Origin of the sequence: Aliarcobacter vitoriensis (assembly GCF_048320235.1) — a bacterium.
GTDB lineage: Bacteria > Campylobacterota > Campylobacteria > Campylobacterales > Arcobacteraceae > Aliarcobacter > Aliarcobacter vitoriensis.
Window position 1 is genome coordinate 1,531,244 of sequence record NZ_CP182882.1, and the last position, 12,204, is coordinate 1,543,447.

A 12,204-nucleotide genomic window follows, 5' to 3' on the forward strand; every position below is an offset into this window, starting at 1 on the left:
TAGATTTAATCTATTTTCTCATTTCCTCCTAAAGAAGTATATAAACTCACTCTATTTATTAGCTCAATTAATTTTGTATCTACTAAAACTCTTTGTGTATCAAATAATGTTTTTTGTGCAACTAAAACGTTTAAATAAGTTCCTAATCCATACTTATACGAATTTAAAGCTACTTCATAACTTTTTTTTGCTGTATTCACTAAATCTTCTTGAGCATTTAACTGTTTACTTATATTTGCTCTTTCAATTAAAGCATCAGATACATCTTTAAATGCTGATTGTATAGTTTTCTCATATTGAGCAAGAGCTATTTTTTGTTGAGCATTCGCATAATCTAGATTTGCTTTATTTTCTCCACCTTTAAATATTGGTAAATTTATACTTGGTATAAAAGACCATATTGTTTGAGCATTTCCATTAAATAAAGAACTCAATGAAGTACTAGCAAGACCATAATCTGCTGTTAAAGTAATTGAAGGAAAAAATGCAGCCCTTGCAACACCTATATTTGCATTTTTTGCTTTTAAATTATATTCTGCTTCAATAATATCAGGACGAGAAAAAAGAACTTTTGATGAAAGTCCAGCTTGTATTAACATCAAACTATTTTCACTATCTTTAAATCCAGTTGGTAATAAATCCTTTGGAATACTTGTTGATACTAATAACTCTAAAGCATTTTTATTTTTTTCAATTATTGTTAGCTGATTTAATAAATTAACTTCGGCTTCTTTTAGACTTGTTTGTGAACTAAAAACATCATCAATTAAAATAATTCCCATATCAAATTTTTTTTGAGTTAATTCAGAAGCTACTTTTAAGTTATCAATACTGTTTTGCAATAGTTTTAAATGTTCAATATTTGAAGAAAGAGTATTCCAAATATTAATTACTTCTGATATTAAACTAATTTTTGTTGATGTTGCTGCATATTTTGTAGCTAAATAACTTTGTAGTGCAGAGTCATTTAAACTTTTAGTTTTGCCAAATAAATCAAGTTCATAAGAAGCTCCAAATTTTGCTGAATATGTACGAGAGATTTCTGTGTTGTTATTTGAAGTAACATCTCTTGCATTTGTATTACTTGCTTTTGCCTCAATAGATGGAAAATATTTTGCTTTTTCTATTCTATAAGTAGCTCTTGCTGACTCAATATTTAAAATAGCTATTTTTAAATCTCTATTATTTTCAAGAGCTAATGTAATTAACTCTTTTAGCTTATTATTTTTCACAAAATCTTGCCAATTTGGTTGAATATACTCTAAATTGCTATTTTTATCTGTACTATTTTTAAACTCTGTTGGTATTATTGAATCATCATACTTTATTTCTGGCTTCAAACTACAACCAGTAAATATAAAAAGATTTATCAAAATAAATAAAAATTTAAACATTTTTTATACCTTTTTGTTCTTTTCTTGCAAATATTTTTTTGATTAGAATAAACATCAAAGGGACATAAAATATTGCTAAAATTGTACCTGTTAAAGTTCCACCAATAATTCCCGTACCAATTGAAATTCTACTATTTGCTCCAGCTCCACTTGAAATTGCTAGAGGTATAATTCCTGCAATAAAAGCCAATGAAGTCATAATGATTGGTCTAAATCTTAAGCTAGCACCTTCTATTGCTGATTTTATAAGTGGTTTTCCACTTTTATATGCATTTTCAACAAATTCTATGATTAAAATTGCATTTTTTGCTACAAGCCCAATCGTTGTTAAAAGTGCAACTTGGAAATATACATCGTTATTTAAATCTCTAAAATAAACTGCTATAACTGCACCAATAATACCTAATGGAACAGCTAATAAAACAGAAAAAGGAATACTCCAACTTTCATATAAAGCAGCTAAACATAAGAAAATTACTATTAAAGATAAAATATATAAATAAATTGCTTGTCCACCTGATAATTTTTCTTGATAAGATAGTCCACTCCAAGCATAATTAATATCTGAATTATTAGCTTTTGCTAATCTCTCCATTTCATCCATTGCAACTCCTGAACTTACTCCATAATTGGCTTGTCCTTGAAATAAATAAGAAGCCAAACCATTGTATCTTGTTAATGATTTCTCAGTTGGCTCCCAAGATATATTGGTGAACTCCTCAAAAGAGACCATTTTATTATCTTTATTTCTAACATTCCATTGATATAAATCTTCTGGTTTTGCTCTATATTGTGCATCAGCTTGGATATAAACTCTTTTCACTCTGGATTTATCAATAAAATCATTTACATAGTTTCCAGCCCAAGCAGAACTTAAAGTATTGTCAATATCTTCATAAGATAAACCTAAAGAATATATTTTCTTTTTATCATAATTGAGTTTTAATTGATGAGTTTCTTCTGTACCTTCAACTCTTGCTCCAACTATTAATTCATTTGATTTCACTGTTTCTAATAAAGAATTTTTTGCTTCAAGAAGTTCTTCTCTTGACATTTTTGCACCAGCTTGTAACTGAAATTCAAAACCTTCCGAGTTCCCAAGTCCTGGAATAGAAGATGGATTCATTACATAAACTTCTGCATCTCTTATAAAATATTTTGAGTTATTTTTAGAAAAAGCTATCATTGCTCTTTGGGCAATTTCATCTGCTTTGTTTTCTTTACCACTTCTTTGACTCCAATTTTTTAATTCAACGAAACCTAAACCACTATTTTGTCCATTCCCTGCAAATGTAAATCCTATAATAGTAAAAATAGAATTAACACTTGCCTTTTCTTCTATTAAGAAATAATCTCTTATTACTTTTTCAACATCTTCTGAACGTGTTGTACTAGCTCCAACTGGAAGAGTAAATTGAAGCATTAAATCCCCTTGATCTTCTGATGGTACAAATCCTGTTGGTAATTTTAAAAATAATAAAATTGTTACAGCTACTATTGCAACATAAGCAGTCATCCATTTTAAGGGTTTATTTACAAAATTAAAAATACTCATTTTATATTTTCTAGTTAAATTATCAAATTTTTTGTTAAACCATACTATTGGACCACTATCTTTTGCATTTGGGTTATGTGGTTTTAAGAACGTTGCACAAATTGCAGGAGATAAAGTGATTGCTACAATAACTGATAAAACCATTGAAGAGATAATTGTAACAGCAAACTGTTTATATATTATTCCAGTTGAGCCACTAAAAAATATCATTGGTAAAAATACAACTGAAAGAACAGTTGCAACTCCGATTAGAGCACTTGTTATTTCACTCATTGCAATAATAGTAGCTTCTTTTGCACCTAGATTTTTTTCTCTCATATTTCTTTCAACATTTTCAACTACAACAATAGCATCATCAACTAATAAACCAATTGATAAAACCATAGCAAACATTGTTAAAGAGTTTATTGTAAATCCTAAGAAGTTTAAAATAGCAAATGTTCCAAGTAATACAACTGGTACAGCAACCGCAGGAATGATAGTTGCCCTCCAACTATTTAAAAAAACAAACATCACAATAACAACTAAAACTATAGCTTCAAAAAGTGTTTTTACAACCTCTTTTATAGATGCTTCAATAAAAATAGTTGTATCATAAGGGTAAGAGATTATGTAACCATTTGGTAAATTATTTTCAAATGAAGATATATACTCTTTAACTTTTTTTGCTGTTTCTACTGCATTTGATCCTGATGATAATTTAATTCCTACTCCACTTGCTTGAAAACCATTTACCTTTGATATAAACGAATAATCTTGGCTTCCTAATTCAATTTTTGCAACATCTGATAAAAGTACATTTGCTCCATTAAGATCGCTTTTTATTATAATATCTTCAAACTCTCTTTTATTTTCTAATTTTGTTCTTGATACAACATCAGAATTTAACTCTTGATTTTTTAATTGAGGTCTTGCTCCAATACTTCCTCCAGATGCTTGAGTATTTTGTATCATAATTTCTTTGTTTATATCAGATGGCATCAAATTGTATGATTTTAGTTTTTTAGGGTCTAGCCAAATTCTCATAGCATATTCAGTACCAAAAAGTTCAACTCCACCAACACCATCAACTCTTGCTAATCCATCTTTTATATTACTAATCAAATAATCTGATATATCATTTTCACTAGATTTCCCTGATTCATCATGAATAGAAAATATCATCAAATAGTCATTTTGAGCTTTTACAACACTTACCCCTTCTTTTCTAACATCTTCAGGAAGTCTTGGCAAGATTTGTTGAACTTTGTTATTTACTTGAACTTGAGCTATATCTGGGTCTATTCCCTTTTCAAATACAACACTTATTGTTGAAGAGCCTGAACCACTTGTTGAAGAGAAATATAATAAACCATCTAATCCAGTTAATTCTTGCTCTATAACCTGAGTAATACTATTTTCTATAGCTTTAGGAGAAGCACCTGAATATGTAGCTCTTATTTCAATAGTTGGAGGAGCAATATCTGGATACTGTTCTATTCCTAAATTTTTTATTGAAAGTATCCCTGCTAACATTATAATTAAAGAAATAACCCAAGCAAAAATTGGATGATGGATGAAAAATCTAGCTATCATTTTACATCTTCTTTTAAACTATTGATATCTTTTGGTATTACGATACTTTTATCGTTTATTTTACTTAAACCTTCTATTATAATTTTATCTGTTTGCGTAATACCATCTGTTACAAGCCAGTTATTTTCTATTGCTCTTTCTACTTTTATCAATTTTCTTACAAGCTTTGCTTGTTCGCTCTGTGTTGTTTTTATAGTATTATCTTCTTGAATAACAGTAACTATATAATTTGATTTTGCATCTAATGTAACAGCTTGTTGAGGAACTAAAAAAGCATTAATATTACCATTTTTTATTATTGTATTTACAAACATATTATCTAATAATTCACCATCTGGATTTGGAAATTCTGCTCTTAAAGTTACATATCCTGTATCTTCATCAACTGATATTTCTTGAAGCTTTAGTGTTCCACTATGTTTGTATATTGTGTCATCTGGTAATATGATATTTACATTTATTTCATCTTGTTTTATATTATTTTGATTTGATTTTTTTAATTTAAATAATTGATTATTTGACTGACGTAAATCAACATAAACTTTACTTGTATCTCTTATTGTTGTTAAAACATTTTCTTGATTTTGAGAAACTAATGCTCCAACAGTATAGTTAGATATTCCAATAAATCCAGAAATTTGTGCTTTGATTTTTGTTCTATCAAGATTTATTTTTGCACTTTTCACTAAGGCTTTATTTTGTTCAACCAAAGCAATTGCTTGTAGATACGCAGCTTTTGCATCATCAGCATCTTGTTTTGATATTACATTAAACTTTACAGATTCTTCATATCTTTCATTTTTTAGTTTTAGTGTTATTAAATTTGCTTCTGAACTTTTTAGTGTTGCTAAGGCTTCTTCATAAATAGCTTGATATGAATCTGAATCAATTACATATAAAATATCTCCTTGTTTTACAAAACTTCCTTCTTTAAAAAGTTGTTCTTTAATAATTCCATCAATTTGTGGTCTTACTTCTGATTTATAAATAGATTTTATTCGTCCTGATAACTCTTGTTGTAAAGGAACTTCTTGGCTTTTTAATGTTATATATCCAACTTCAATTGCTTGGTTTTCTGATGAATATTCAGTTGCCTCTTCACCACTACATCCAACAAAAAAAGTAAAAAACAATAAACAAATTAATCTTTTTAAGTAAAAATACATTATTTGACCTTTATAATACATACGTATGTATTTAATATTTTTGAAATAGTATTTAAAGAAATATTAAATTTTAATTAAATAATATGTAGCTAAATATAGGAGTTATAAAGTGAGCACAAAGAATAAAATAGATAAAAACCACTTAATAAGTGTTATTGAAGATATTATATTAGATGAAGGTATTTCAGGTTTAAGTATTAGAAAAGTTGCAGCCAAAGCAAATATTTCAATAGGTGGAGTTCAATATGCCTTTGGAAATAAAGAAGGAATGATAAAAGCAGTTGCATATAAAAATGAAGACGATTATAACCAACAAATAGAAATTTTATCAAAAAATGATAATTCAAAATATGCCAAATTAAAAGCTCATATTAACTATATAGCAAATTGTAATAGCACTGAAGAATTCAGCAAAATGTCAAGAATGGTAACTATGCTTTTACAAGATGAAATTATTTTAAAAGAATTCCAAGATTGGTATACTACTTCTTTAGATTCCATTGATACAACAAACGATGAAGGTAAAAAATTAAGGTTGGCCTTTTTACTTTCAGAAGCACTATTTGCTTTGTTATCTTTTAAATATATAAAATTAACAGATAAAGAACAAAAAGAGATTTTTGAAGATTTAAAGAACTTTTTACTTTAAGTTTTTTTTGATACACTTTCAATCTCAATACAGTTGTATTGAAATATAATTTGAAAGAATTTTATGAAAAAAAGATTAATTACCTTTAAATTTATTATGACCATCGCTTTAGTTGAAGTTCTTTGTTATATGGCTGTTGATTTTTATTTAGCTTCTATGCCACATATTGCTACATACTTTGAAACATCTTATTCAAAAGTTCAGCTTTCACTTACATTTTTTCTATTTGCAATGGGTATTGGACAACTATTTTTTGGTCCAGTTATTGACTATTTTGGAAGAAAAATACCTTTACTTTTAGGAATTGTTCTTTACTCTTTATGTTCAATTCTTATGACTTTTGCAATAAATATAGAAGCATTTTTACTTTTTAGAGTTATTCAAGGTTTAAGTGTAGCTTTAATATATGTTTGCGTGATAAGTATGGTTAGAGATGTATCAAAAGGTAGAGTTGCAGCAAATATTTTTGCAATATTAATTACTATTGGAGCTACAACTCCTATTTTAGCACCAACATTAGGTGGTTATATAGATCAAGAGTTTGGATGGAAAGCAGTCTTTTATATACTTTTTATCTTATCAATTATTTTGGCATTAGCATCACAATTTACATTACAAGAGACGTTAAAAGAGCAAAAAAGGGTTACAATAAATTTTAAAAATATTTTTATTATTTATTTTAATATTATAAGAGATAGAGATTTCTTAACACCAGCTATTGCTGCTTGTTTAATGTATATGTTTGTATTTGCATATATTGCGGGAGCAAGTTTTGCTTATCAAGAGATATATAAACTTGATTCAAAAACATTTGGTTTAGTATTTGGAGCAACAGGAAGTGCATTACTATTTGGAGCATTAATTTCTACTAAACTATTAAAAATATTTAATATGAAGCAACTATCAATTAGTGGAGCAACTATTTTAGTTTTTGGTTCAATTATTAGTTTTACTAGTGCAAATATATCTTTTATTGGTTTTGATGGAATAGTTGCAGGGTTTTTTATCTCATTTTTTGGTTTAGGACTTTGTGAAGCAAGTCTATTTTCTATGGCTATGTCTTCTCAAAAGAAGTCTGTTGGAGCAACTGCTGCACTATTAGGTTCATTGCAACTTTTATTACCTGCTAGTGTAACTTTGATTGCAGGGTATTTAGTAGAGATATCAACACTTTATTGGTTAGGAATTATACTTATTTTAGGTATTTTATCATTTTTATTTACTTACATAGTTTTTAAAAATAAAAAACAATTAATCAATTAAAATATATTTTTCAACATCTACGATATCAATTTGTGAATATGGTAGATGTTTTTTGATATATTTCAAGAACTCTCCACTTCTTAGAAAATCATTAAAAATATCTTTTTGTATATAATGATAAACTACTAAACTTTTCAGTATCTCTAAAATCTCTTGAGCATTTTTAATATTGTTTGATAAAATCAATATTTCAAAAATTTCAAAATAAATTTCAATTTTTTTATCTATTTTAGAATTTACAACACTATCTAAATTTGTGTAATCCAAAAAATCACTAGAAACACAATTTTCTAAGCCTAATTTTCTATGCATAAAATCCTCTTTATGGACGATATATATATCGTTGTTTAAATCTTAACAAAAACTATATTATTTAAAACTTAGATATATATATCGTTAGGAAAATATTTTGCAAAATGAATTAGAAATTGATTTAGAAAGTTATAGTGAAAAAATTTTGGATATTGTTTCATTAAATGTAAAAAAATATAGAGAAGAAAAAGGATTAACCCAAATGCAACTAGCTTTAGAAATAGGAATGAGCGGAGGAGCATATTTAGGTCGTGCTGAACTTAGAAAAAGCAACCATCATTTTAATATACGACATATAGCAAAAATCTCTAAGATTCTAAATGTAGATATAAAAAATTTTTTTGAAGTTTAATTTTTGATTTTAATATATTGAAAAGCCAAAGTTAAAAACTTTGACTTTAGTTAAAAGATATAAATTTTATGATTTAAATCTTCTTTATTTGTTTTTGCTTTATCTAGCCAATATTCATATTTTACTTGGTCTTTTGCTTGTTCAAAAAGTCCTTGTTTATAAATATTTGCTAACATCTCTTGAGCTTGAAAAACACCTTTTTGTGCTGCAAAATTTAATAACTCTACACCTTTATCATTGTCAATTTTTGTGTTTATACCTTGAAGATAAAATCTTGAAAGTTGAAAGGCAGCAACAGGATCAATAGAAGAAGACTCTTTTAAAAGTTCAAAAGATTTATTTATATCTTTTCTTACTCCATCACCTTTATAATAAATAAAAGATATAGGTAAATTTGCAAAAAGATTATCTTTTTGTTTTGCTTCATTTAGATATGTTAGAGCTTCTTGATACTCTTTTCTATCAGCATGATAAGTACCTAATCGAATTTTAGCAAATGAGTTAGTCGATAGGTTTTTATAGCAATATAGTTTATTTGATTCATTTTCCATAGCTTGGCACTCATTTGCTTCTTTTAGCTCTTGTTCATAATTTATATTAGAACCAAATGTTAAAAAATCTGGCATTTTAAATGAACAAGCTGTTAATAAAAATATTGAAATAATTGAAATAAATATATTTTTTAACATCTATCTTCCATATATCTTTTTTGTAAAATCTTCTTGCCCATCTTGATATAAGTTGTCATAATATAGGCTTTTTTCTTCATCTTCTTCTAAATATTGATTATTTGAAAATACCAAAACTAAATCTTTTTGAGCATCTTTTACACCATTTTGTGCAGAATATTCAAGAAGTTCAATAGCTTTTTGTGGATTATTTTCTGTGAAGTAATAAAAAGATAGTCTATATGCTGCGATTGGATCAACTTCTTGAACATCTTTTAGTAGATTAATAGATTTTTTTTCATCAACTTCAACTCCTATACCATTTGCATAAAGATTTGAAATAAGGGCATTTGAATAAAAGTTTCCAGCTCTTTGTGCTTTTGTGTATCTATCCAAAGCTTCTTGTGCTAAACCTACATTTTGTGCTTGAATTCCAAGTCTTATTTGTGCAAAAGAGTTTTTATATGAGATTAAATCATAGCAATCCATCTCAAAATTTATATTCATATTTTTGCATTGGTCTGCAATTTCGAGTTCATTTGGTAAAACCTTCATTGCTTGATTGTGGCTAGAACAAGCTATAATGAAAGGTAATATAGCTACTAAAATAGCAAGTTTTATAACTTTAAACATAGTTAAATCCTTGTTTTGAAATTTAAAATAGCTCTATTCTATCATTTTTTTATTCATATGTAGTTAAGAAGATTTAAGATAACATATAATCTTAAGCAGATTTTATTTATTGAGGAATAATGCAAGAAGTAATAAATTTTTTAAAAGCAAAAGATATAGAAAGTACAAAATTTTATAATCAACTAAAGTGTTCAGTTGAAGAAGCAAAAATTTTACAATATATTTCAAAAGAGTATATAAATGGAAGAGATGTTCTGAGTGTTATTGATATATTAGGTCAATTTTACAATATCGAGAAATATGAGCATTTAGATAAGCTAATTTTGATTAAGTCATTACTTGAATTTGGTTGGTTGATTCAAGTATCTTTTGATCAAGTAAAGTTAAATGAAGCATCAAAACTTGAATTGATAAATTCTAGTATTACACTTTCTAGTGCATATTTAAAGATGTTGGAAAATGGAAGTAATGATTTTGTTTTACCTGAAATCAAAAATTATGGAGATCATTTAGAGTATTTACAAGATCAATTTTTAAAAATTGATTTAGCACAACAATTAAATATTGTTAGAAAAAATTTTGATGTAAATAGTCCTAGTTCAAATAGGTTAAAAAATAAACTTTTACTTCTTGAGAATCGTATAAAAGATAGAATAGTTGCTACTACAAGCCCAATTATGATAGAAGATTTTTTTAAAGAATATAATCTTTCTGAACAAGAAAAAACACTTTTCTTGGCTCTTTTAAAAGAAGAATATAGTGGTGGAGATGGTACATTAAGAGAGATGAATTATCTGATTGAACTTATTTCAAATGATGATTATGAAAAGATAAAATATAGAAGTTTACTTGAAGAGAGTTCAACACTTATTTCAAAAAATTTAGTTGATTATGATGAGGTTTTAACTCCTTTTGGTGGTATAAATAGAAACTTTTATATTCCAGATGAAGTTTTATACAAAATATCACATCCTGCAAAAAAGACTTCAAATGTAGCAAAAATAAAACTTGAAACAATCATAAAAGATCAAGAGATGTTTGAGTTAATATCTACAACAAAAAATTTAAGTGATGTTGTACTAAATCCAAAAACAAAAGATACTTTAAACAATCTTTTAAAACAAGTTGATAAAAGTGTTATAAATAGGCTAAAAGCTTGGGGAATAAAAGATAAAAAAAGAGGAATTGATGCGAAAATAATCTTTTATGGAGTTGCTGGAACTGGAAAAACTATCACAGCTTTAGCTTTAGCAAAATCTTTGAAAAAAGAGGTTTTAAGCTTTGATTGTTCAAAAATATTATCTATGTATATTGGTGAAAGTGAAAAAAATGTACGAGCAATATTTGATAAATACAATGAAATAAAAGAACAAACAAAAAGTGAACCAGTTTTACTTCTAAACGAAGCAGACCAATTTTTGAGTTCAAGAAGTAGTGGAAGCAGTAGTAGTGCTGATAAAATGCACAATCAAATGCAAAATATTTTTTTAGAGCAAATAGAGAGATTTGATGGTATTTTAATAGCAACTACAAACTTACTCGAAAATCTTGATAAGGCATTTTCAAGAAGATTTAACTATAAAATAGAGTTTGTAAAACCAAATCTAGAACAAAGAGTTGAACTTTGGAAGAAATTAATTCCTAGTTCTTTACCATTAGAAAAAGAATTTGATTTTGAAAAAGTTGCAAAACACGAGCTAACTGGCGGACAAATAGAGTTAGTTATAAAAAATACTGCTTATAAACTTGCAATTAGTGAAAATGCAATATTTACTTTGAAAGATTTTGAAGAACAAATATCAAAAGAGAAAAAAGGTCAATTTGATAGTGAAACAAAAGTTGGATTTTTTTAAGAAGGAAAATGAGTGAAAATTATAGAAAATTATGATTATATTTTAAGTATTGGAACATTTTTTGAAGATGAAGAGTTAAAAAATAGTTTACAAAAAGCTTGTAAAAATGGAACAAATTTTACATATATGCATCCAATAGATAATTTTGAATTAAAAAGTTCATATACTCAATTTATAAAATATGAAGTAGGAAGTGAAGAGGGAATCTGTGCTTTGATTCTTGATACTTTTGTAAAAAATTGTGATGAAACAACACAAAATTTTATAAATAATCTTGATTTAGGATATATTTCAGCTGAAAGTAGTGCAGGAGAAGAAGAGTTTGAAGAGTCTTATGAAAGCTACAAAAATTCAAATTCTAAACTTTTGATTATCGGAAATGATATAAAAAACCACGAAAGAGTTGAAAATATCATAAAACTTTTAGCAACTATAAAAAAATATACAGATTTTGAAGTTCTCTTTTTAGATGAAGATTTACAAAAGATGTTTAATTCATGTGAGAATTTTGAATTAGAAGATATTGAAGATTTAAAGTCATTTAATGGAACTTTAGTTTACTCTTTATTTGGAACAGATAAATCTTTTTTATTAGCAAGTCAAACTTTTGCAAATATAGCAAAAGCAAAAGATGGTGAAAATATAGAGATAATTTCTAAAAACGATAAATTAAAAAGAGTTTTGAAAATAGATGAAACTTTAACAGGCACAATTGCAATACTAAATGTTGAGAATTTGGCAAATGAATATAGATATAAACAAGTAAAAATAGAAAAGGAGTGAT

11 protein-coding genes are annotated in these 12,204 nt (G+C 26.7%); 5 read left to right on the forward strand and 6 right to left on the reverse strand.

From position 1 onward, the window contains the following. Positions 1–5 precede the first annotated feature (5 nt). The 3 genes from ACNSOS_RS07635 to ACNSOS_RS07645 are packed head-to-tail and all read right to left on the reverse strand — an operon-like array spanning position 6 to position 5,690. On the reverse strand, positions 6–1,394 hold the full coding sequence (locus ACNSOS_RS07635; RefSeq protein WP_418184817.1) for an efflux transporter outer membrane subunit: 1,389 nt from the start codon (positions 1,392–1,394) through the stop codon (positions 6–8). Continuing rightward, entirely contained in the window at positions 1,387–4,524 is a 3,138-nt protein-coding gene (locus ACNSOS_RS07640; RefSeq protein WP_418184818.1) for an efflux RND transporter permease subunit, read from the reverse strand. Before ACNSOS_RS07640 ends, ACNSOS_RS07635 begins: the two co-directional genes overlap by 8 nt. Continuing rightward, the gene (locus tag ACNSOS_RS07645) at positions 4,521–5,690 is read right to left on the reverse strand and encodes an efflux RND transporter periplasmic adaptor subunit (RefSeq protein ID WP_418184819.1); all 1,170 of its coding nucleotides are present in this window, start codon (positions 5,688–5,690) and stop codon (positions 4,521–4,523) included. Before ACNSOS_RS07645 ends, ACNSOS_RS07640 begins: the two co-directional genes overlap by 4 nt. A 109-nt stretch (positions 5,691–5,799) precedes the next feature. Between ACNSOS_RS07645 and ACNSOS_RS07650 the strand changes: the two genes are divergently transcribed. Both ACNSOS_RS07650 and ACNSOS_RS07655 read left to right on the forward strand, forming a co-directional pair. Further along, positions 5,800–6,339, forward strand: a complete 540-nt coding sequence (locus ACNSOS_RS07650; protein WP_418184820.1) for a TetR/AcrR family transcriptional regulator — start codon at positions 5,800–5,802, stop codon at positions 6,337–6,339. A gap of 63 nt (positions 6,340–6,402) precedes the next feature. Continuing rightward, on the forward strand, positions 6,403–7,602 hold the full coding sequence (locus ACNSOS_RS07655; RefSeq protein WP_418184821.1) for a multidrug effflux MFS transporter: 1,200 nt from the start codon (positions 6,403–6,405) through the stop codon (positions 7,600–7,602). Here ACNSOS_RS07655 and ACNSOS_RS07660 read toward each other — a convergent pair. Beyond that, positions 7,591–7,914 (reverse strand): hypothetical protein, encoded by a 324-nt coding sequence (locus ACNSOS_RS07660; protein WP_418184822.1) that lies wholly within the window; start codon positions 7,912–7,914, stop codon positions 7,591–7,593. The genes ACNSOS_RS07655 and ACNSOS_RS07660 overlap by 12 nt on opposite strands. 97 nt (positions 7,915–8,011) lie before the next feature. Between ACNSOS_RS07660 and ACNSOS_RS07665 the strand changes: the two genes are divergently transcribed. Beyond that, the gene (locus ACNSOS_RS07665) at positions 8,012–8,266 is read left to right on the forward strand and encodes a helix-turn-helix domain-containing protein (RefSeq protein ID WP_418184823.1); all 255 of its coding nucleotides are present in this window, start codon (positions 8,012–8,014) and stop codon (positions 8,264–8,266) included. Positions 8,267–8,316: 50 nt separating this feature from the next. Here ACNSOS_RS07665 and ACNSOS_RS07670 read toward each other — a convergent pair whose 3' ends face one another. Beyond that, a complete protein-coding gene (locus tag ACNSOS_RS07670) occupies positions 8,317–8,955 on the reverse strand; it encodes a tetratricopeptide repeat protein (RefSeq protein ID WP_418184824.1) in 639 nt (212 codons plus the stop codon). After that, the gene (locus ACNSOS_RS07675) at positions 8,956–9,567 is read right to left on the reverse strand and encodes a tetratricopeptide repeat protein (protein WP_418184825.1); all 612 of its coding nucleotides are present in this window, start codon (positions 9,565–9,567) and stop codon (positions 8,956–8,958) included. It lies immediately after the preceding gene. Between the two features lie 119 nt (positions 9,568–9,686). On the opposite strand from ACNSOS_RS07675, the gene ACNSOS_RS07680 reads away from it, so the two are divergent. Together ACNSOS_RS07680 and ACNSOS_RS07685 are read left to right on the forward strand one after the other, a co-directional pair. Then, on the forward strand, positions 9,687–11,420 hold the full coding sequence (locus ACNSOS_RS07680) for an ATP-binding protein (RefSeq protein ID WP_418184826.1): 1,734 nt from the start codon (positions 9,687–9,689) through the stop codon (positions 11,418–11,420). A 12-nt stretch (positions 11,421–11,432) separates the two neighbouring features. Continuing rightward, positions 11,433–12,203, forward strand: coding sequence for a hypothetical protein (locus ACNSOS_RS07685; RefSeq protein WP_418184827.1), 771 nt, complete (start codon positions 11,433–11,435; stop codon positions 12,201–12,203). Position 12,204 lies beyond the last annotated feature (1 nt).

What these genes read in the sequence shown, in the direction of transcription:
- ACNSOS_RS07635 (WP_418184817.1), bottom strand. Translation starts at nt 1,394, where the DNA reads ATGTTTAAATTTTTATTTATTTTGATAAATCTTTTTATATTTACTGGT.
- ACNSOS_RS07640 (WP_418184818.1), bottom strand. Translation starts at nt 4,524, where the DNA reads ATGATAGCTAGATTTTTCATCCATCATCCAATTTTTGCTTGGGTTATT.
- ACNSOS_RS07645 (WP_418184819.1), bottom strand. Translation starts at nt 5,690, where the DNA reads ATGTATTTTTACTTAAAAAGATTAATTTGTTTATTGTTTTTTACTTTT.
- ACNSOS_RS07655 (WP_418184821.1), top strand. Translation starts at nt 6,403, where the DNA reads ATGAAAAAAAGATTAATTACCTTTAAATTTATTATGACCATCGCTTTA.
- ACNSOS_RS07660 (WP_418184822.1), bottom strand. Translation starts at nt 7,914, where the DNA reads ATGCATAGAAAATTAGGCTTAGAAAATTGTGTTTCTAGTGATTTTTTG.
- ACNSOS_RS07670 (WP_418184824.1), bottom strand. Translation starts at nt 8,955, where the DNA reads ATGTTAAAAAATATATTTATTTCAATTATTTCAATATTTTTATTAACA.
- ACNSOS_RS07675 (WP_418184825.1), bottom strand. Translation starts at nt 9,567, where the DNA reads ATGTTTAAAGTTATAAAACTTGCTATTTTAGTAGCTATATTACCTTTC.
- ACNSOS_RS07680 (WP_418184826.1), top strand. Translation starts at nt 9,687, where the DNA reads ATGCAAGAAGTAATAAATTTTTTAAAAGCAAAAGATATAGAAAGTACA.